Genomic DNA, 21,378 nt, shown 5'->3' with positions numbered 1-21,378 from the left:
GCGCCCCCTTTCGGGTCGGGGGGACGGGGGTCAGTGGTCGGATCAATTTCCCAGCCCGCGACGGCGTGGCGCAAGATAGCCACCATGACCAATAGTCGCCAGGCGGCGGATTCCCGCCAGGCCGCGCCGGATTTGTCCGCGCTCGGCCTGCCGCTCGCGGACATTCGGGTCTATACCGCGCTTGTCGGGCATCCACGCACCCGGGCGGCGGACGTGGCCGAGCAGTGCGGGCTGTCGACGCAGCAGGTGTCGCGCGCGCTTTCCCGGTTGACCGCAGCCGGATTGGCGAGCCGCGTACCTGGACGACCGGCGCGTTACCTCGCCGCGCCGCCCGATCTCGCACTCGGCGGGCTGGCCGCGGAACGGGCCGCCGAACTGCGCGAAGCACGGGCGAAAATCGAAGAACTGATGGAAGTGCACCGCGAGGCGAGCCGGTTCACGCATCCGGCGGAACTGGTCGAGGTGGTCACCGGGACGGAGAACATCGACAGCCGCGTGCTGCGGCTGCAGGAGGAGGCACGGACACAGATCCGAGGTTTCGACCGGCCGCCGTACGTCAAGCCGCCCGGTGCGAATCTCGGCGCGGAACAGCGGCGGCTGAAAGCGGGCATCGCCTATCGCGTCATCTACGCGCAAGCCGCCATCGCCGTGCCCGGCCGGTTGCAGGGCGACATCCTGGCCAGCCACGGCGAACGGTCACGGGTGCGGCCGACGCTGCCGATCAAGATGGTGATGGCGGACGAGAAGGTCGCGGTGATCCCGATCAGCTCGTCGCCGCACGTCGTGGACGCCGCGTACATCATTCACGCGTCGGCGCTGCTGGACGCGCTGGTCACGCTCTTCGAGGCGGAATGGGACCGGGCGGTGCCGATCACGCGGGCACTGACCGGCGGGGATCGTGATCCGGACACCGCCACGCTGCTGACGCTGCTGGCGTCCGGGCAGACCGACGCGGGGATCGCCCGCGCGCTCGGGTGGAGTGCGCGGACGACGCAGCGCCGGGTCCAGCGGCTGATGGCGGAGCTGAACGCGACGACCCGGTTTCAGGCCGGGATGAACGCTGGCCCGCGGGCTGTTGTGACGGAGTCCGTGAGGGTGGCCCTCACGGCGGGGGCTGGTCCGGGGCGGGGGCGGGTCCGGGGGCGGGGGCTGTGAGGGCCACCCTCACGGAAGCTGAGTCCCTCAGGGTTCCCCTCACGACCCGCCGAAGTCCGTGAGGGGCCCCTTCACAGACTTAGATTCCCTCAAGGGGCCCTTCACGGACTGGACCGCGACGGTGCGCGGAGCGGCAGTGCGCGGAACAGCGGTGCGCAAAAGCAGCAGCAGTGGCGAGTCAAGCCTCGGTGTCGGAGGAGGCGCGTTCCTCCAGCAACCACAACACCCCGCTCGGCGGGAGCTGCAGCACCGCCGACGCGGGCTGCCCGTGCCACGGTTCCTCGGCCGCCTCCACCGCGCCCAGGTTCCCGACCCCCGAGCCGCCGAACGACTCCGCGTCCGTGTTCAGCACCTCGGTCCATCGCCCGGCGGCGGGAAGCCCCACCCGGTAGTCGTGGTGCGGGACCCCGGCGAAGTTCGCGATGCAGGCCAGCCGCGAGCCGTCCGTGCCGAGGCGCAGGAAGCTCAGGACGTTCCCGGCCGAGTCGTTCGCGTCGATCCAGCGGAAACCCTCCGGCCGGACGTCGCCGCTGAACAGCGCGGCGGTGTCCCGGTAGATCGCGTTCAGCTGCCGGATCAGGTCGCGCACGCCGCGGTGCAGCGGGGTTTCCAGCAGGTGCCAGTCCAGCGACCGCGATTCCGACCATTCGCTCGGCTGGCCGAATTCGCCGCCCATGAACAGCAGCTGCTTGCCCGGATGCGCCCACATGAACGCCAGCAGCGCGCGCAGTCCGGCGGCCTTGTTCCAGTCGTCGCCCGGCATCCGCTCCCACAGCGAACCCTTGCCGTGCACCACTTCGTCGTGCGAGAGCGGCAGGACGAAGTTCTCGCTCCACGCGTACACGAGCGAGAACGTCATCTCGTTGTGGTGGTACGCCCGGTGGATCGGCTCGTGCGACAGGTAGCGGAGCGTGTCGTGCATCCAGCCCATGTTCCACTTGAAGCCGAACCCCAGGCCGCCCAGATGCGTCGGGCGGGTGACGCCGGGCCAGGCGGTGGATTCCTCGGCCACCATCACCACGCCGGGGTGTCGCTTGTAGACAGTCGCGTTCAGTTCCTGCAGAAACCGTACGGCGTCGAGGTTTTCCCGGCCGCCGTACTCGTTCGGCAGCCACTCGCCGTCCTTGCGCGAGTAGTCGAGGTACAGCATCGAGGCGACCGCGTCGACGCGCAGGCCGTCGAGGTGGAACTCCTCCAGCCAGAACAGCGCGTTCGCGACGAGGAAGTTGCGCACCTCGTTGCGGCCGAAGTTGAACACGAGCGTGCCCCAGTCCGGCTGTTCGCCGCGGCGCGGGTCCTCGTGCTCGTACAGCGGGCTGCCGTCGAAGCGCGCCAGCGCCCAGATGTCGCGCGGGAAATGCGCGGGGACCCAGTCGACGAGCACGCCGATGCCGCGCTGGTGCAGATGGTCGACGAGGTAGCGGAAGTCGTCCGGCGAACCGAAGCGCGACGTCGGCGCGTAGTACGAGGTGACCTGGTAGCCCCACGAGCCGCCGAAGGGATGCTCGGCCACCGGCAGGAATTCGACGTGCGTGAAGCCGGTTTCCTCGACGTAGTCGGCCAATTGGTCGGCCAGCTCGCGGTAGCCGAGCCCGGGCCGCCACGAGCCGAGGTGCACCTCGTACACGCTCATCGGCGCGTCCGCCCAGTCGGTCGCCTCGCGCCGGGCGACCCAGTCGTCGTCGCCCCAGGCATACGACGATTCGGTCACCTTCGACGCGGTCGCCGGCGGCACCTCGGTGGCGAAGGCCATCGGGTCGGCCTTCTCGTGCCAGTGCCCGTCCGCGCCGAGGATGCGGAATTTGTAGCAGCTGCCGACGGAAACGCCGGGTACGAACAGCTCCCACACGCCGGAGGACCCGAGCGAGCGCATCGGGTGGCCGCGGCCCTCCCACGCGTTGAAGTCGCCGATCACCCGCACGCCGCGCGCGGTCGGCGCCCACACCGCGAAGGACACGCCTTCGACGACGCCGTTCGGAGTGTCGTACCGGCGCACGTGCGCGCCCAGCACGTCCCACAGCCGCTCGTGCCGTCCCTCGCCGATGAGGTGCTGGTCCAGCTCCCCCACCGTCGGCAGCCAGCGGTACGGATCGTCGGTGACGACAGTGTGGTTGTCGTAGCCGACTTCGATCCGGTAGTCGCCGGGATGTTCCGGCAGCGCCGCGGCGAACAGCGCGTCCGCCACGCGCTCCAGCGGAACGCGGCGCTCGCCCGCGACGACGGACACCGACGTCGCGCCCGGGCGCAGCGCACGCACGACGATGTCGCTGCCGTCGGTGTGCACGCCGAGCACCGAGTGCGGGTCGTGGTGCTCGCCTGCCAGCAGCCGGTCGATGTCGAGCGGAGACGGCGCCGCCGAGGGCAGATCCGCGGGGACAGCGTTCACGGGGGTCACTCGCTTCCGTCGGTGCTGCGGGCGATCGCCGCCAGGGGCACGCTCAGCCAGTCCGGCCGGTTCGCGTGCTCGTAGGCGACCTCGTACACGGCTTTGTCCAGTTCAAAGGCGCGGAGCAGGTCCGCGTGCTCCTGCGGGTCGCCGACCGGGCCGCCGGCGCGGGCGTAGCCGGCGCAGAACGCGGCGCGGTTGCGCCGGGCCCATTCCATCGCGTGCCGGGTCACGTCCGCGTTCTCCGGCTGCCCGACGAGCCGCTGGTGCGCCGCGTAGTCGAACGACCGGAGCATGCCCGCGACGTCGCGCAGCGGCGAGCGCAGGGCGTGCCGTTCCGCGACCGGGGCGGCCGGTTCGCCTTCGAAGTCCAGCAACAGCCATCCGTTGACGGTACGCAGCACCTGGCCCAAGTGCAGATCGCCGTGGATGTACTGGATGACTATCGGCTCCTCGTGCGCACGGACTGTCTCGAACACTTCGCGCAGCGCGGGCGCGTACACGGCCAGTTCCGGGACCATCTCGGACACCTGGTCGAGGCGCTCGGTCATCGCGCGCACCGTCCGGTCCAGCTCGTCGCTGTCCGCGGGCTCGGTGCCGAGCGCGGTCGCCAGGTCCGCGTGCACCTCGGCCACCGCGGCGCCGAGCCGCTCGGACTCGCCGGCGAAATCGCCGCCCGCCTCGGCCGCGAGCTGGTCCGGATCGGCCAGCAGGTCCCGCACGCTCGTGGTCGCCATCGCCCAGCCGTCGACCGCGTCCGGCAGGAATTCCTGCAGCATCCCCATCGTCGCGGGCGCGCCGTGCAGTTCGCCGGAGATCGAGCCGACCACGCGGGCGATGTGCTTGCATCCGGCGTCCTGCAGCGCGCGGTGCAGCAGCAGGTCCTTGTTCGTCCCCTCGCTGAGCTTGCGGAACAGTTTGAGGATGTACTGCCCGCCGTACACCAGCGAGGTGTTGCTCTGCTCGGCGGTGATCGGCCGCGAACGCAGCCCGGGCTCGAGCGTCGCGTCCGGCTCCGCCGCGAACCGCAGCGGCCCGACGGACCCGCCCGCCGCCATCCGGTCCAGCAGCCCGGCGGTGAGGTCCGCGTCGCCGCTCGCCTCGTAGAGCCCTTCGCCGAGCACCGAGGCCGAGGCGACCTCGGGAACCCCGGAGCGGCTGCCGATCAGCAGCTGGTAAGGCTCGGTGCGGTCGCCCTGCACGACGTCGACGACCGCGTGCACGAGCAGCGGATCCGGCCCGGCCAGCATGGTGAGCCCGGCCGGGCGGACCTCGTCGACCGGCCGGTCCTTGCCCGCGAACCAGCGCTGCGCGGGCAGCCAGCCGGGCAGCAGGGCGGTCAGCGCCCCGGACACCTCGGCCAGGTCGGGATGTGCGGGCGGGGAACCGTGGTGCGACAGCGGACTCACCTCATTCTTCCGGCTCGAGCAGCTGGAACCAGTAGAACCCGTGGCCGGGCAGCGTGAGCAGGTACGGCAGCTCGCCGATGTCCGGGAAGCGCACGCCGCCGGTCAGCTCGACCGGCGTCGCGCCCTGGTGCGCGGACAGGTCCAGCTCCACCGGCTGCGGGAAACGGGACAGGTTGTTGACGCAGACCACGACGTCCTCGCGGCCGTCCGGGCGCAGCCACCGGCGCTGGTAGGCGAGCACGCTCGGGTTCGAGCCGCCCAGGTCGGCGAAATCGCCCTGGCCGAACGCGTGGTGCTGCTTGCGCACCTCGATCATCCGGCGCGTCCAGTTCAGCAGCGACGCCGCGTTGTCGGCCTGCGCCTCGACGTTCAGCGCCTGGTGCCCGTACACCGGGTCCATGATCACCGGCAGGTAGATGCGGCCGGGGTCGCAGGTGGAGAACCCGGCGTTGCGGTCCGGCGTCCACTGCATCGGCGTGCGGACCGCGTCCCGGTCGCCGAGCCAGATGTTGTCGCCCATGCCGATCTCGTCGCCGTAGTACAGCACCGGCGACCCGGGCAGCGACAGCAGCAGCGCGGTGAACAGCTCCTGCTGGTTGCGGTCGTTGTCCAGCAGCGGGGCCAGCCTGCGGCGGATGCCGATGTTGGCCTTCATCCGCGGGTCCTTGGCGTACTCGGAGTACATGTAGTCGCGCTCTTCGTCGCTGACCATCTCGAGCGTCAGCTCGTCGTGGTTGCGCAGGAAGATGCCCCACTGCGTGCCGGACGGGATCTGCGGCGTCTGCAGCAGGATCTCCGAGATCGGGAACCGCGACTCCCGGCGCACCGCCATGAAGATCCGCGGCATCAGCGGGAAGTGGAACGCCATGTGGCATTCGTCCCCGCCGACCTCCTCGTCGCCGAAGTACTCGACCACGTCGCTGGGCCACTGGTTCGCCTCGGCCAGCAGGATCCGGCCGGGGAACTCGTCGTCGACCACTTTCCGGCAGCGCTTGAGGAAATCGTGCGTGCGCGGCAGGTTCTCGCAGTTGGTGCCCTCCTGTTCGAACAGGTAGGGCACGGCGTCGAGGCGGAAGCCGTCGATGCCGATGTCGAGCCAGAACCGCAGCACGTCGATCATCGCGTCCTGCACGGCCGGGTTCTCGTAGTTCAGGTCCGGCTGGTGGGCGAAGAACCGGTGCCAGTAGAACTGGCCGCGCACCGGGTCGTAGGTCCAGTTCGACGTTTCGGTGTCGACGAAGATGATCCGCGCGTCGGCGTAGCGGGAGTCGTCGTCGCTCCACACGTAGTAGTCGCCGTACGGGCCGTCCGGGTCCGAGCGCGACTGCTGGAACCACGGATGCGCGTCCGAGGTGTGGTTCAGCACCAGGTCGGTGATCACCCGGATGCCGCGCCGGTGCGCCTCGTCGAGCAGGTACACGAAGTCCTCGACGCTGCCGAATTCCGGCAGCACGGCACGGAAATCGCTGATGTCGTAGCCGCCGTCGCGCAGCGGCGAGGCGTAGAACGGCGGCAGCCACAGGCAGTCCACCCCGAGCCATTCGAGGTAGTCGAGCCTGCCCGCCAGCCCGCGCAGGTCGCCGGTGCCGTCGCCGTTCGAATCGGCGAAGGCGCGCACCAGCACCTCGTAGAACACCGCGCTCTTGAACCATTCCGGGTCCTTCGGCGCCGCGTGCGCGTGCGCGAAGTCGTCCGCCTGCGGCTCGACCAGCAAACCGTCGGCCGTCACCGCCTCGCCCGTGTGCGGCACGTCCGCCAGTCCCGCCGCGGCGCCGGGCCGGCTGTCCTCGTCCATCCGTTCCACCTTGTCGTGAGTGCCTGTGCTGAACAGTGGTTATCCCGAACGGCGCCGGGATAACCACTCCGAAGTCCTGGCGCCGGGTTCAGGCCGCGAGCCTGCGGCGCAGCGCCACCACGTGCGCGACCGCCCGCCACGGTTCGAGCCGGACGAAGTTCGCCTGGCCCCAGTCCCACGTCTCGCCGGTGACCTCGTCGTGCGCGATCAGCCGTTCGGACCAGTCGAAGCCGAGCGAGGGAAGGTCCAGCCAGAGCGTGCCCTCGTGCGCGCCGTGCGGGTCGAGGTTCACCACCGTGACGACCGTGTCGCCGGTCGCCGGGTCCTGTTTGGAGTAGGCCAGCAGCGCTTCGCTGTCGACGTGGTGGAAGCGCAGCGACCGCATGCCCTGCAGGGCCGGGTGCGCGCGGCGGATGGCGTTGAGCCGGGTCAGCCACGGTTCCAGCGAACGGCCTTCGGCGAGCGCGCGGGCGAAATCGCGCGGGCGCAGCTGGTACTTCTCCGAGTCGAGGTACTCCTCGCTGCCCGGCCGCACCGCCTCGGATTCGAACAGCTCGTAGCCGGAGTACACGCCCCAGGTCGGCGACATCGTCGCGGCGAGCGCGGCGCGCAGCGCGAACATGCCGGGACCGCCGTGCTGCAGCGATTCGTGCAGGATGTCCGGAGTGTTGACGAACAGGTTCGGCCGCCCGTGGTCCCAGTGCTCGACGAGGTCCGTGCCGAACTCGGTCAGCTCTTCTTTCGTGGTGCGCCAGGTGAAATACGTGTAGCTCTGGGTGAAGCCGAGCTTCGCCAGCCCCCACAGCCGGGCCGGGCGGGTGAACGCCTCGGCGAGGAACAGCACGTCCGGATGCGCGTCCTTCACCGACTGGATCAGCCACGCCCAGAAGTCCGGCGGCTTGGTGTGCGGGTTGTCGACCCGGAAGATCCGCACCCCGTGCGACACCCAGTGCAGCACGACGCGCAGCACCTCGTCGTAGATGCCGCGCGGGTCGTTGTCGAAGTTGACCGGGTAGATGTCCTGGTACTTCTTCGGCGGGTTCTCCGCGTAGGCGATGGTGCCGTCCGGGCGGGTGGTGAAGAACTCCGGGTACTTGACCACCCACGGGTGATCGGGCGCGGCCTGCAGCGCGAGGTCGAGCGCGACCTCGAGGCCGAGTTCCTCAGCGCGCGCGGTGAAGGCGTCGAAATCCTCGATCGTGCCCAGCGCCGGATGGATCGCGTCGTGCCCGCCCTCGTCGGCTCCGATCGCCCACGGCGAGCCGACGTCGTCCGGCGTCGCGTCGAGAGTGTTGTTGGGGCCCTTGCGGTTCACCCGCCCGATGGGGTGCACCGGCGGCAGGTAGACGACGTCGAAACCCATGCCCGCGACGCGGTCCAGCTCGAGCTGCGCGGTGGCGAAGGTGCCGTGCACGGCGCGGCCCTGCGCGTCGACGCCGCCGGTGGAACGGGGGAAGAATTCGTACCAGGAACCGAAAGCGGCGCGTTTGCGGTCGACCCACAGCTTCAGCGAGCGGCCCTTGGTGATCAGCTCGCGCACCGGGAAATCGTGCATGAGCTGGCGGACCTCGGGCGACAGCGCCGGTCCGACGCGCTCGGCGAGATCGCGTTCCTCGTCGCGCAGCGCGGCCGCGGCCCCGGCGAGCAGCGGGCGCTCGGCCCGGCGCTCCGGGCGGCGCGACACCCGGTCGAGCAGCAGCGCCCCGCTCTCCAGGTCGTTGGCCAGCTCGCCGGGCCCTTGCCCCGCGGCGATCTTCACCTCCACCGCGTGCTCCCAGGTGGCCCACGGATCGCTCCACGCGTCCACGCGATAGGTCCACATGCCCTCGGCGTCGGGCACGATCACCGCGCCGAACCGGTCGAGCCCCCGGCCCTGCTCGGCCATCCGCGTCTGGCGCGCGGCGCGGTCGCCCGGACCGCGCCAGGCGACCGTCGCGGCGACCGCGTCGTGGCCCTCCCGCCAGACCGTGGCGGTGACGGGGAAATGTTCGCCTGCAACGGCTTTGGCCGGATATCGGCCGCAGCTGACAATGGGTGCGACGTCGTCGATCCCGAGCCTGCCGGTCATGGCAATGCCCCTTTTTCACGGTGGGTGGGAGGTGGGTCGGAGTGCGCTTGCGCGAGCACGGTCAGTGTGCCTGATTCCTCCAAAGCCGTTGACAGCGGGGCCTTTTTCTGATTTTCCCGCCACCCGGTCGGGCGAAACGCGCCCATTCGGCGGAACTCCCGGACGCATTCCCGTCTCCCGCCCGCAACACGAGCGCCGAATTGCGTTAACAATCGGCGGCACGTTCCGGTGATTACCCGCGAGTATCGTTTCGCGGTGCTGGTCCGTGAGGGGAACCCTGAGGGACTCTGATTCCCTCAGGGTGCCCCTCACAGACGGACGGGCAGGGTGCGGTGCTGGGTCGCGAACTCCGGCTTCCTACAGCTGCGGAATCTCCACCGTGTCCCGCGGCGCGCGCAGCAACAGCAGCGACCGCGCCTCGACCGTGATCCGCGCCTTCGGCTCCAGCACGCCGGGGTTGGCCGGGGTGCCGTCGGCGGTGCTGGTGTCCAAGGTGGGCTTGAAGGTCTCGCCGTACTCCGGGCCGGGCAGCACGATCTCGGCCGGTTCCGCGCCCGCGTGCAGCACCAGCAGCCACGAGTGGTCGGTGACGAGCGCGCCCTCGCGGTTGCGCGCCTGGCTGTTCGACCCGTCGACCCACATGCAGAGCGTGCGGCGGTCCTCGTCGAACCAGTCGATCTCGTCGAACTCCTCGCCGTCGGGCCGGAACCAGACGAGGTCGGGCTTGCCGGTGACCGTGGTGCGGCCCTCGAAGAACTCCGGCTGCCGCAGCGCCGGGCTGTGCGCGCGCAGCCGGATCACGCGGCGGGCGAAGTCGAGCATCGGCTCGGTCGCCTCGGTCGGGGTCCAGTCGACCCACGACGTTTCGTCGTCGAGGCAGTAGGCGTTGTTGTTGCCCTGCTGGGTCCGCCACATCTCGTCGCCCGCGGTGAACATCGGGGTCCCGGTGGACAGCAGCAGCGTCGCGAACAGGTTGCGCGCCTGGCGGGTGCGCAGCGCGACGATCGCCGCGTCGTCGGTCTCGCCCTCCGCGCCGTGGTTCCACGACCGGTTGTCGTTCGTGCCGTCGCGGTTGTCCTCGCCGTTGGCCTCGTTGTGCTTTTCGTTGTAGGACACCAGATCCCGCAGGGTGAAGCCGTCGTGCGCGGTCACGAAGTTGATCGACTGCCACGGCCGGCGCAGGTTGTGGTCGTACAGATCGGACGAGCCGGACAGCCGGTACGCGAGGTCGCGGACGCCGGTCGCGCCGCGCCAGAAATCGCGGACGGTGTCCCGGTAGCGGCCGTTCCACTCGGCCCACTGCGCGCCGAAGTCGCCGACGCGGTAGCCCTCGCCGGTCGCGTCCCACGGTTCGGCGATCAGCTTGCAGCGCGACAGCACCGGATCGGTGGTGATCGCGGTGAGCATCATGGATTCGCGGTCGAACATCTCGCCGCGCGGGCGGCCGAGCGTGCTCGCCAGGTCGAAGCGGAACCCGTCGACGCCCATCTCCTGCGTCCAGTACCGCAGCGAATCGGTGACCAGGCGGACGACCGTCGGCGAACCGGCGTCGAGGGTGTTGCCGCAGCCGGTCAGGTCAGCCATGTGCCCGCGGCGGGTGTGCAGGTAGTACGCCGGGGCGTCGAGGCCGCGCAGCGAGAGCGTCGGGCCGTCCGGGCCGCCTTCGCAGGTGTGGTTGAAGACGACGTCGAGAATCACCTCGATGCCGGCCGCGTGCAGGGCCGCCACCATCGTGCGGAATTCCTCGACCTCGCGGCCTGGCTCGCTCGCGTACCCGGCGTGCGGCGCGAAGTAGCCCAGCGGCGAGTAGCCCCAGTAGTTGTGCCGTCCCGCGCGGATCAGCGACGGCTCGTCGGCGAACGCGTGCACCGGCAGCAGTTCGACCGTCGTCACGCCGAGCCGCGTCAGATGCTCGATCGCCACCGGGTGCGCGAGGCCGAGATACGTGCCGCGCAGCGCCTCCGGGATGAACGGATGCTGCTGGGTGAACCCCTTCACGTGGAGTTCGCAGATCACCGACTCCTCGAACGGAACTTCCGGCTTGACCCCGGTGTCCTGCCCGCCCGGCGAGGCGACGACCGACAGCGGCACGACGCCCAATGAGTCCACAGTGGACATCGGACCGCGTTCGGGGTCGCCGGTGAAGCCCTGCGCGGCGTGCAGGCTGGCGAGCCGCCCGTCGATCCGCCGCGCGTACGGGTCGACGAGGAGCTTGGCCGGGTTGCAGCGGTAGCCGCGCGCCGGGTCGTACGGTCCGTGCACGCGGTAGCCGTAGCGCTGGCCGACCGTGACCCCCGGGACGAGGCCGTGCCACACGCCGAACGTGCGTTCGGTCAGCTCGATCCGCCGCTCGGAGCCGTCGTCGCCGATGAGGCACACCTCCACCGCGTCGGCGACGGCGGACGTCACCGCGAACCGGACGCCGCCCGCCTCCGGGTGGGCGCCGAGCGGAAACGGACGTCCGGCGAGGACCTGGTTGTCGGTTGCGGGTCGCTGTGCCATGCGCCGATCCTTTCAAACCCCGGGCGGCGGCGGGCTCCGGCGCTTGGCTGAACTTGCCCGGGGCAGGGGTGGTGACCTGGGGAGACGGCGCGGCAAGCCGAGGTCGGGCCGGGCGTGCCCCGCAGGGGATTGGCCTGCTGGAGCCCCTAACTGCCAGGTCCGCTGACAGTTTTTGTCAGTGGTTCGCGGCATGCTGGGCACATGCGCGCGAGCCGCCTCGTTTCGATCCTGTTGCTGCTGCAGGCCCGGCAGCCGAGGACCGCGGACGACCTCGCCTCCCGGCTGGAGGTCTCCCCTCGCACGATCTACCGCGACATCGAGGCGCTGAGCGCGGCCGGGATCCCGGTGTACGGCGAATCCGGCCACGACGGCGGGTACCGCTTGGTCGACGGGTACCGCACTCAGCTGACAGGCCTGACCAGGCAGGAGGCCGAGGCGCTCTTCCTCACCGGGCTGCCCGCCGCAGCTTCCGGGCTCGGCCTCGGGCCGGTCGTCGCGAACACCGAGCGCAAGCTGCTGGCCGCGCTCCCCGCCGAGTTGCGATCCCATGCCGACCGGGTCCGCGAGCGGTTCCATCTGGACGCGGCGTCCTGGTATCACGGCACGGAAGCCACGCCGGAGCTACCGACGGTCTCGGACGCGGTGTGGCAGCGACGCCGCGTCCGGATCCGGTACCAGCGGTGGGCCGCGCCCCATGAACTGACCCGAACGGTCGAGCCGCACGGCGTGGTGCTCAAGGCCGGTCATTGGTATCTGGTCGCGCGTTCCGGAGAGTTCCGGACTTACCGGGTGGCACGGATCGTCGCGGCAGCGATGCTGGACGAGCCCTTCGACCGGGCTGAGGACTTCGATCTGGGCCGCTACTGGTCGGAGTACCTGGACAGCTTCGACTCCCGGCGGCACCATGGCGAGGCGGTGCTGCGGCTGTCGCCGGAGGGAATGCGACTCTTGCCTCAGCTCGCCGAGCCCGCCATCGCGCGTGCTGCTTCGGAGAGCGGGGTCGTCGAGACAGACGGGTGGACGCGAGCGGTCGTTCCGATCGAGCACCACGACCAAGCCGTCCACGATCTCCTGCGGCTTGGCCCTCTCGCCGAAGTGGTTGCGCCGCAACAGCTTCGCGACCGGCTGGCCGAGGCGCTCACGACGATGCTGCGGCGCTACGCTCCGTCCTCATGACCGGCGACGCCGCGCCCAAGCGCTCCTTCCTCGTGCTGCACGACTACGGCATGGGCGGTCTCTGGTGGTGGATCTCGGCGCGGTCCGAACGGGAAATCCGCGAGACGTTCGCCTGGACCGAGGTGGTCGCCGATCCGGAGGTCGTGGCCCGGTACCGGAACGGCGGGCTGCCGGTGGTCGACGTCGACGACGCCGAACTGCCCGCCGGGCTCGACAGCTTGCGCGCCGAGCGCGACGGGCAGCGCGGGCGCGCCGGGTTCGGCGCGCTCGAGGACCGGGAGGTCGTGCACCTGCGCCGTCGCGACGAGGAGGAGAACACCGACTGGCTGGTCGAGGTCGGGCCGGACGGACGCCGGACCCGGCAGGTCGAGGTGCCCCGCCTCGGGACCGCGCTGCGCAGCGGCCCGGACGACTGGCCGCTCAACCCGCCCTTCGCGGACCTCTTCGCCCCGGAGACCGCGGACTGGGAGATCAGCGCGGCCGAGTTCGAGAAGCACTGGGCTCAGGCGCGGCCCACGACCCCGGAGGTCAGCGAGTAGCGACCAAGACGAACGACTCCGCGGGCAACACCGTCGCCTCTCCGCCGACCTCGGGATTGCCCCACGAAGCCAGCACCTCCCCCGCCACCGGAAGTTCGACCGGCTTCGCCGCGAAGTTGCACGCCAGCCGCAGTCCGCCGCGGTGCAGGATCAGCCACGCATCGTCCGGCGCGGTCTCCACGACCACCCGGTCCAGCCGAGGATCCGTCAGCTCCGGACGCGAGCGGCGCAGGCGGATCAGCGTCCGGTACAGGCCGAGGATCTCCCGGTGGCCCGGTTTGCCCGGTTCCGACCAGTCGAGCCGCGAGCGGGCGACCGTGGCCGGGTCCATCGGGTCCGGGACGTCCGTTTCGCCCCAGCCGTGCCGGGCGAACTCGCGGCGCCTGCCGGTGCGGACGGCTTCGGCCAGTTCCGGGTCCGGGAACGACGCGAAGAACTGCCACGGCGTCTCCGCGGCCCACTCCTCGCCCATGAACAGCATCGGCGTGAACGGCGAGCAGAACACCACCGCGGCGCCGCAGGCCAGCAGGCCGGGCGAGACGGTCGCGGACAGCCGGTCCCCGGTCGCGCGGTTGCCGATCTGGTCGTGGTCCTGCAGGTAGGCGAGGAACCGGTGGCCGGGGGCGACGCGCCGGTCGAGCGGGCGACCGTGCGTGCGGGAGCGGAACGACGACCAGGTGCCGGCGTGGAAGAATGCCTCCCGCAGGGTCTTGGCCAGCGCGCCGGGCTCGGCGAAATCGGTGTAGTAGCCGGTGGTTTCGCCGGTGAGCCGGACGTGCAGCGCGTGGTGCAGGTCGTCGGACCACTGCGCGTGCAGGCCGTAGCCGCCGGCGTCCCGGGCGGTGACGAGCTTCGGGTCGTTCTGGTCGGACTCGGCGATCAAGGTCAGCGGCCGGTTCAAGGCTGCCGACAACGCCTCGACCTCGGTGGCGAGTTCTTCCAGCAGGTGCACGGCGCGTTTGTCCACGAGCGCGTGCACGGCGTCCAGGCGCAGGCCGTCGAGGTGGAAGTCGCGCAGCCAGCCCAGGGCGTTGTCGAGGACATAGCGGCGGACTTCGTCGGAACCGGGGCCGTCGAGGTTCAGGCCCGCGCCCCAGTCGGTGCGGCCGGCGAAGTACGGGCCGAACCGGTCGAGATAGGCGCCGGACGGGCCGAGGTGGTTGTAGACGACGTCGAGCACGACCGCGAGCCCGCGCGCGTGACAGGCGTCGACCAGGCGTTTCAACCCGTCGGGACCGCCGTACGGTTCGTGCGCCGCGCCCCACAGCACGCCGTCGTAGCCCCAGCCGGCGGTGCCGTCGAAGGAGTTCACCGGCAGCAGTTCGACGTGCGTGACACCGAGGTCGACCAGGTGCCCGAGCCGGTCGATGGCCGCGTCGAACGTGCCTGCCTCGGTGAAGGTGCCGACGTGCAGTTCGTAAACCACGCCGCCGGGCAGCTGCCGTCCGGTCCACGACTGGTCGGTCCACTTGAACGCCGAATGGTCGTAGACGCGCGACGCTTCGTGCACGCCGTTCGGCTGGCGCAGCGAGCGCGGGTCCGGCAGCGGGCGGTCGTCGCCGCCGAGCAGGAAGGCGTAGTCGGTGCCGGTGACGTCGGACTGCCACCAGCCGTCGGCGGCGGCGGTCATCTCATGGTCGGCGCCGTCGACGCGGACGCGGACGCGTTCGGCCGAGGGAGCCCATACGCGGAACATCAGGAATCCTCCCGCACCAGAAGCGCGACCGGGTAGTGATCGAACAACGCGGACGCCTGCGGTGCGTCGCCCACCCCACGACCAGTCAGCACGTCGGTCCATTCGCCAGCGCGCAGCGGCAGGACGGTGTCGCGCCAGCCGCCCGCGCGCTCCAGTCCCAGCGGCAGCCGGGTGACTGCCACGGTTAGGTCGGTGCCGCGTTCGAAGGCCAGAAGGTGTTCTGCGGCAACGCCTTCAGCGTGCAACGGCCGATATCCGGTGAAGAGCTCCGGCCGGTCCCGGCGCAGGGTCAGCGCGTGGTGCACCACCAAGAGCTTCGCCGCGCCGGTCTCGTCGATCTCCGGCTGTTCGCCAGCCTGGATGCGTTCGAGCAGGTCGCGTCGCACCGCGTAGTCGACCTCGCGGCGGTTGTCCGGGTCGACCAGCGAGTAGTCCCACAGCTCGGTGCCTTGGTAGACGTCCGGCACGCCGGGCCCGGCCAGCTGCACCAGTTTCTGCCCCAGCGAGTTCGCCCAGCCCGCGCCGCGCACGCGCTTGACGAACGACTCGACATCCTCCGCCAAAGCGGCGTCGCCCAGCACGGCGGACGGCCACTCGGCGACGGCTCGCTCGAACTCCTCGTCGTGGTCCGTCCAGGAAGTGCGGAGCTTCGCTTCCTTCGCGGCCTTGTCGAGGTAGTCGCGCAGCCGTTCCGGCGAGATCGGACACGCGCCCACCAGCGTCTGCCACGCGAGGAGATTCAGCGCGGGCTCGTCGATCCCGCGCGCGGCGGTCCAGCGCCGGACCGCGACCGCGAACTCGTCCGCGACCTCCGACAGCGCGGCCATCCGCGCCCGGGTGTCCTCGGAGCGCTTCGTGTCGTGAGTGGTCAGCGTGGTCATCGTGGCCGGGGCCGCAGCCGCCCGGCCCGCGGCCAGCGTGTGGAATTCCCCGGTGCTCAAACCGAATCGGTCCGGGTTTCCGCCGACCTCGTTCAGCGCGGCGAACCGGGTGAACCGGTAGAACGTGGTGTCCTCGGTGCCCTTCGCGACGACCATGCCGGACGTCTGCTGGATCCGCGTCGCCAGCTCGCCGTCCGGCGCGCCGCGCACCTGGCTGTCGAGCGCGTCGAGGGCCGGGGTCAGTTCGGGCCGCCGCTTGCGCGCCCGCGCGACGGCGGTCGCCCAGTGCCCGGAACCCTCGGGGAGATACGAACGGTAGACCGGGAACGCGATCATCACCTCGGCGACGGCGGCGCGGGCCGCGTCGGCATCCACGCCCTGGAGCAGCGCGGCGATCCGGTGCACCTCGGCGACCAGAATGTTGTCAGTCACCAAACGCCGCGCGCGTTCCTCGACCGCGTGATAGTCGGTGCGCACGCCCTGTTCGGCGGCGAGCCGGGTGAACACCGAGGCGGCGGCCGGATCCACGAACACGCCGGTGATCTCGCGCAGCGCGTCGTACCCGGTGGTCCCGTCGACCGGCCAGCTCTGCGGCAGTGCCTCGCCCGGGTGCAGGATCTTCTCCGCCACCAGCCACGCACCGGGCGCGCCCTCGCGCAGGCGCCGGAAGTAGCCGCCGGGGTCGGCGAGCCCGTCCGGATGGTCCACGCGCAGGCCGGTGACGTCGCCGTCGGACACCCAGCGCAGCACCTCGCCGTGCGTCTCGGCGAACGCCTCCGGCCGTTCCACGGTGACCGCGGCCAGGTTCGTGATGTCGAAGAACCGCCGGTAGTTCAGCTCGCGGTTGCCGCGCCGCCAGCCGACCAGCTCGTAATGCTGGCGCGCGTGCACGTCGGACGGCGTGCCGTCGCCGGTGCCGGGCGCGATCGGGAACCGGTGGTCGTAGTAGACGAGCTCGGCGCCGTCGACACTGTCCTCGACGGTCAGCTCGGCTACGGCACTGTCGTCCCCGAGCACCGGCAGCAGCAGGCGGCCGCGGCTCCAGTCGATGTCGAAAAACGGTGCGTACGGCGAATCCTGGCCGTTCCGGAGGACGTCCCACCACCACTGGTTCGCCTTCGGCACCTCGACGGACATGTGGTTCGGCACGATGTCCACCACGAACCCGAGCCCGGCGTCCTTCAGCCGCGCCGACAACGCCTTTCGCGCTTCTTCGCCGCCCAGTTCGCCCCGGGCGCGCGTCGGATCGGTGACGTCGTAGCCGTGCGTGGACCCGGGCGTCGCGTCGAGCATCGGCGAGCCGTACAACGCGCCGATGCCCAGCTCATGCAAGTAGTCCACGATTCCCGAGGCCTCGGCGAAGCCGAACTCCGGCCGCAACTGCACCCGGTACGTCGAAGACGGCGTGCTCATTCGCCCTCCTTCGCGGTGCGCTGCAATACCACCAGCGAGCGAGCGGCGAGCGTGAACTTGCCGCCGCCCTCGACCGGCTCGACGTCGGTTTTCCCCACGCTGCCGGTCTCGGTGTCGACCACGACTGTCCATTCGCGACCGTAGCCGTTGCCCGGCAAGGTCATCGCGATGTCCTCCCAGTGCGCGTTGAACGCGAGCAGGAACGAATCGTCCTCGACCGGCATCCCGCGCGGGTCGAGGTCCGGAATCCCTTCCCCGTTCAGGAAAATCACCACCGATTTGCCGAACGCGTCGTCCCAGTTCTGCTCGGTCATCTCCTCGCCCGCGGGAGTGAACCAGGCGATGTCGCCGAGTTCTTCGCCCTTGCGCACCGGCTTGCCCTGGAAGAACCGGCGGCGGCGGAACACCGGATGCGCCTTGCGGAACGCGGTGAGCGCGGCGGTGAACTCGACCAGACCGGCGTTCTCCGTCGCGAGTTCCCAGTCCATCCAGGACAGCTCGGTGTCCTGGCAGTAGGCGTTGTTGTTGCCCTGCTGGGTGCGGCCGAGTTCGTCGCCGTGCAGCAGCATCGGCACGCCCTGCGACAACAGCAGGGTGGCGAGCAGGTTCCGCCGCTGCTGGGCGCGCAGCGCGAGCACCTCCTCGTCGTCGGTCGGGCCCTCGACGCCGCAGTTCCACGACCGGTTGTCGTCCGCGCCGTCGCGGTTGTCCTCGCCGTTGGCCTCGTTGTGCTTTTCGTTGTAGGACACCAGATCGGTGAGCGTGAAGCCGTCGTGCGCGGTGACGAAGTTGATCGACGCGAACGGACGGCGGCCGTCGTCCTGGTACAGGTCCGACGAACCGGTGATGCGCGACGCGAACTCGCCCAGGGTGGACGGTTCGCCGCGCCAGAAATCGCGGACGGTGTCGCGGTACTGCCCGTTCCATTCGGTCCACAGCGGCGGGAAGTTGCCGACCTGGTAGCCGCCCGGCCCGACGTCCCACGGTTCGGCGATCAGCTTCACCTGGCTGACGATCGGGTCCTGCTGAACGAGGTCGAAGAACGTCGACAGCCGGTCGACGTCGTAGAACTCGCGGGCCAGCGCGGAAGCGAGGTCGAACCGGAAGCCGTCCACGTGCATCTCGGTCACCCAGTACCGCAGCGAATCCATGATCAGCTGCAGCGTGTGCGGACTGCGCACGTTGAGCGAGTTCCCGGTGCCGGTGTAGTCCATGTAGTACTGCGGATCGTCCTCGACCAGGCGGTAGTACGCCTCGTTGTCGATGCCGCGCATGGACAACGTCGGGCCGAGGTGGTTGCCCTCGGCGGTGTGGTTGTAGACGACGTCGAGGATCACCTCGATGCCCGCCTCGTGCAGGGCGCGGACCATGCCCTTGAACTCCTGCACCTGCCCGCCCTGGCCCTGCATCGCGGCGTAGCCGTCGTGCGGCGCGAAGTACCCGATCGTGTTGTAGCCCCAGTAGTTGCGCAGGCCCTTCTCGTCGAGGCCGTGGTCGGTGACGAACTGGTGCACCGGCATCAGCTCCACCGTGGTCACGCCGAGTTTCTGCAGGTGCTCCACGATCGCCGGGTGCGCGAGCCCGGCGTACGTGCCGCGCAGCCGCTCCGGCACGAACGGATGCGTCATCGTCATGCCGCGCACGTGCGTCTCGTAGATCACCGTTTCGTGGTAGGGCACCCGCGGCGCGCGATCGTTGGCCCAGTCGAAGAACGGGCTGACCACCAGCGAGTACGGCACGTGGCCGGCGGAGTCGTCTTCGTTGAGCTGTTCCGGTTCTTCGAAGCGATAGCTGAACAGCGCCTCAGACCAGTCGACGCCGCGGGACAACGCCTTGGCGTACGGGTCGATCAGCAGCTTGCTCGGGTTGCAGCGCTGGCCTCGGCTGGGGTCGTGCGGTCCGTGCACGCGGAATCCGTACCGCTGCCCGGGGCCGACGCCGAGCAGGTAGCCGTGGTGGACGAAGCCGTCGACCTCCTCCAGCCGCGAGCGGGTTTCGTTGCCCTCGTCGTCGAACAGGCAGAGATCGACGTGCTCGGCGACCTCGGAGAACAGCGCGAAGTTCGTCCCCACGCCGTCGTAGGTCGCGCCGAGCGGGTAGGGCTTTCCGGGCCAGGGCCGCACAGGGCTTCTCCTTGGGCATCGGTTTTCGTTGTCCGGACGGGCTTTTCGAGTGTTTCAGCGCACCGGGCGGGCCGCGGCGAGCGGGGCGACCGCCGCCCGCACCCGCGGGTCTGCGAAGAACCCGTCGACGGTGACGGGAAGCGGGATGCGCCAGTTAGGGTACTCATCCACTGTGCCCGGCAAATTCGGCTGGCGCCGTTCGCCGACCACGTCCGCCGGTGCGGTAAGCACGAGTCGCGACGCCGCCGAAGCGAGCAGCGTGTGCAAGGCGACCACCAAGTCGTCGTCCGGAATTCCTTCGCTGGCAACCAGTTCGAGCAACGCCGTCCGCTCGGCCGCGGCTTCCGCGTACTCCTGTTCCACCGGGCGGTCGAGCTGGCCCAGCTCGGCGCGGACCCGCACGTGCTCGGCGTCGAGCCAGCCGGACACGGTCGGCAGGTCGTGCGTCGAAATGCTGGCCATCGCGTCCGGATCCCAGCTCTGCGGACGGACGAACGGCTTGCCGGGCGCGTCCCAGTCGCGCTGGAACCACAGCACCGCGGAGCTGAGCAGGCCGCGTTCGTGCATGGTTTCGGTGACGGTGTCCTCGACGGTGCCGAGGTCCTCCCCCACCACGACCGCGCCCGCGCGATGCGCTTCCAGCGCGAGCACGCCGAGCATCGCCTCGGCGTCGTAATGCACGTACGTGCCGCGACCAGCCGGTTCGCCCGGCGGGATCCACCACAGCCGCCACATTCCGGCGACGTGGTCCACCCGGATGCCGTCGGCGTGCCGCAACACGCCGCGCACGACGTCGCGGAACGGCGCGTACCCGGCTTCGGCGAGCCGATCCGGCCGCCACGGCGGCAGATTCCAGTCCTGGCCCTGCTGGTTGAACGCGTCCGGCGGCGCCCCGACCCGCACCTGCGCGGCGAACACGTTCCGCAGCGCCCAGGTGTCCGCCCCGCCGGGATGCACCCCGACCGGCAGGTCGTGCACGACGCCGACCGGCATGCCCGCATCGCGCGCGGCGCGGCGGACGTTGTCGAGCTGCTCGTGACAGAGCTGCTGGAGCCAGCCGTGGAACTCGATCCGCTCGGCCAGCTCCTCGCGCGCGGCGGCCACCTCGGCGCTGCCGGGATCGCGCAACGGCTCGGGCCACTCGCGCCAGTCGCTGCCGTGCACCTCGGCGAGCGCGCCGAAGGCGGCGAAATCGCGAAGGTCGTCGTCCCATTCGATCGGATGCGGGTGGTGCGGGCGCAGCAGTTCCAGCGCGGCGCGTTTGGCGGTCCACACAGCGTCGTAGTCGATCAGCTCGCCGATCGGATCCGGCGCGAGCGCGAGCACCTGCCGCTGGGTGTCTTCGCCGGCGCGGGCGAACGCTTCGGTGTCGGTTACCCGCAGGTACAGCGGGTTCGCGAACCGGCGGCTGGACGGCGAATACGGCGAACGCTCCACCGGATGCACCGGACTGATCGCCTGCACCGGGTTCACGAGCAGCACGCCCGCGCCCAGTTCGGCGGCCGACCGGGACGCCATCGCGGCGAGATCGCCGAAATCGCCCATCCCCCACGACTGCTCGGAATGCAGCGCGTAGAGCTGCAGCATCCAGCCCCACGCGGGCGGCGCCTCGGGCAGCCTCGCCGGGACGACGGCCAGCGAAACCCGTTGCTCTGCGGTCACGATCGCGTGCCAGCCCAGCGGAAGGTCAGCCGGAAGTGTGGTGCCGACGTCACGCGCAGTGCCGTCTTCGAGTTCGACCGTGCCGGCTCGGCCGAGTTCGCGTTCTTGCCCGGCGCGCACGACGACAGTCGGCGGCAACGCGTGCGAGGCACGGGCTTCCCGCACCGCGGCCAATTCTCGCTGAATTGCCTGTGGAGTACCGGCATCGACGTCGAGCTGCGCCAATACGGCGATCACGATGTCAGGGTCGACCTGTACTTCGATCTGGTCGGCGTTTTCGTAGCGGGTCGCGACGCCGCGGGCGGCGGCCAGTTCGGCCAGTTCGGGGGTCACGTTTCGGTCCGGGGAAGGGGAATGCGCACCGGGCCAGTGTCCCGGGCGGTGCCGCGCGGCGCCATTCGCCTCGCCGCCGCAGACGGGCGAAGCGATGACCGGCCGGTCGGGGGGCGTGCCGGCCGGTCACCGCCACACGAAACAAGAGGGAAGGCCGCTCCAGGAATGACGCGCGGCGGCCGAGTTCACCCGTTCAGGTGCTATTCGCATTTTCACCGCGCAGGTCCATACCAACGGAGG

The 21,378-nt window shown here is 70.5% G+C and carries 12 protein-coding genes; 3 read left to right on the top strand and 9 right to left on the bottom strand.

Translation table 11 applies throughout. From position 1 onward, the window contains the following. Positions 1–84 precede the first annotated feature (84 nt). Positions 85–1,155 (top strand): helix-turn-helix domain-containing protein, encoded by a 1,071-nt coding sequence (locus ACZ7OI_RS46210; protein WP_470270457.1) that lies wholly within the window; start codon positions 85–87, stop codon positions 1,153–1,155. Between the two features lie 178 nt (positions 1,156–1,333). Here the strand turns inward: ACZ7OI_RS46210 and glgB are convergent, their stop codons facing one another. The 5 genes from glgB to glgX (ACZ7OI_RS46185) all read right to left on the bottom strand — a co-directional run bounded on the left by glgB (position 1,334) and on the right by glgX (ACZ7OI_RS46185) (position 11,315). Continuing rightward, positions 1,334–3,541 carry a 1,4-alpha-glucan branching protein GlgB gene (gene glgB, locus ACZ7OI_RS46205; RefSeq protein WP_470270456.1) on the bottom strand — a complete coding sequence of 736 codons (2,208 nt, stop codon included), beginning with the start codon at positions 3,539–3,541 and terminating at the stop codon, positions 1,334–1,336. A gap of 5 nt (positions 3,542–3,546) precedes the next feature. Next, positions 3,547–4,950, bottom strand: a complete 1,404-nt coding sequence (locus ACZ7OI_RS46200) for a maltokinase N-terminal cap-like domain-containing protein (RefSeq protein ID WP_470270455.1) — start codon at positions 4,948–4,950, stop codon at positions 3,547–3,549. Position 4,951: 1 nt separating this feature from the next. Further along, the gene (treS, locus tag ACZ7OI_RS46195; protein WP_470270454.1) at positions 4,952–6,745 is read right to left on the bottom strand and encodes a maltose alpha-D-glucosyltransferase; all 1,794 of its coding nucleotides are present in this window, start codon (positions 6,743–6,745) and stop codon (positions 4,952–4,954) included. 88 nt (positions 6,746–6,833) lie between these two features. Then, a complete protein-coding gene (locus tag ACZ7OI_RS46190) occupies positions 6,834–8,813 on the bottom strand; it encodes an alpha-1,4-glucan--maltose-1-phosphate maltosyltransferase (RefSeq protein ID WP_470270453.1) in 1,980 nt (659 codons plus the stop codon). Between the two features lie 357 nt (positions 8,814–9,170). Next, positions 9,171–11,315: a glycogen debranching protein GlgX gene (gene glgX, locus ACZ7OI_RS46185; protein ID WP_470270452.1), complete on the bottom strand. Its 2,145-nt coding sequence runs from the start codon at positions 11,313–11,315 to the stop codon at positions 9,171–9,173. A 201-nt stretch (positions 11,316–11,516) separates the two neighbouring features. Between glgX (ACZ7OI_RS46185) and ACZ7OI_RS46180 the strand changes: the two genes are divergently transcribed. Together ACZ7OI_RS46180 and ACZ7OI_RS46175 are read left to right on the top strand one after the other, a co-directional pair. Further along, a complete protein-coding gene (locus ACZ7OI_RS46180) occupies positions 11,517–12,491 on the top strand; it encodes a helix-turn-helix transcriptional regulator (RefSeq protein WP_470270451.1) in 975 nt (324 codons plus the stop codon). Further along, complete coding sequence (locus tag ACZ7OI_RS46175) at positions 12,488–13,030, top strand: hypothetical protein (protein ID WP_470270450.1); 543 nt, start codon at positions 12,488–12,490, stop codon at positions 13,028–13,030. Before ACZ7OI_RS46180 ends, ACZ7OI_RS46175 begins: the two co-directional genes overlap by 4 nt. Here the strand turns inward: ACZ7OI_RS46175 and treZ are convergent. From treZ to malQ, 4 genes are read right to left on the bottom strand one after another with little or no spacing between them, the layout of a single operon-like run. After that, a complete protein-coding gene (gene treZ / locus ACZ7OI_RS46170) occupies positions 13,020–14,729 on the bottom strand; it encodes a malto-oligosyltrehalose trehalohydrolase (protein ID WP_470270468.1) in 1,710 nt (569 codons plus the stop codon). The genes ACZ7OI_RS46175 and treZ overlap by 11 nt on opposite strands. Further along, positions 14,726–17,020 (bottom strand): malto-oligosyltrehalose synthase, encoded by a 2,295-nt coding sequence (treY, locus tag ACZ7OI_RS46165; RefSeq protein WP_470270449.1) that lies wholly within the window; start codon positions 17,018–17,020, stop codon positions 14,726–14,728. The genes treZ and treY overlap by 4 nt, the downstream gene beginning before the upstream one ends. After that, entirely contained in the window at positions 17,017–19,143 is a 2,127-nt protein-coding gene (glgX, locus tag ACZ7OI_RS46160; protein WP_470270448.1) for a glycogen debranching protein GlgX, read from the bottom strand. Before glgX (ACZ7OI_RS46160) ends, treY begins: the two co-directional genes overlap by 4 nt. A 54-nt stretch (positions 19,144–19,197) precedes the next feature. After that, complete coding sequence (malQ, locus tag ACZ7OI_RS46155) at positions 19,198–21,138, bottom strand: 4-alpha-glucanotransferase (protein WP_470270447.1); 1,941 nt, start codon at positions 21,136–21,138, stop codon at positions 19,198–19,200. Between the last annotated feature and the right edge of the window lie 240 nt (positions 21,139–21,378).

It is taken from the genome of Amycolatopsis sp. NPDC114503 (assembly GCF_055633655.1).
This window is presented reverse-complemented; position numbering and strand designations above follow the sequence as displayed.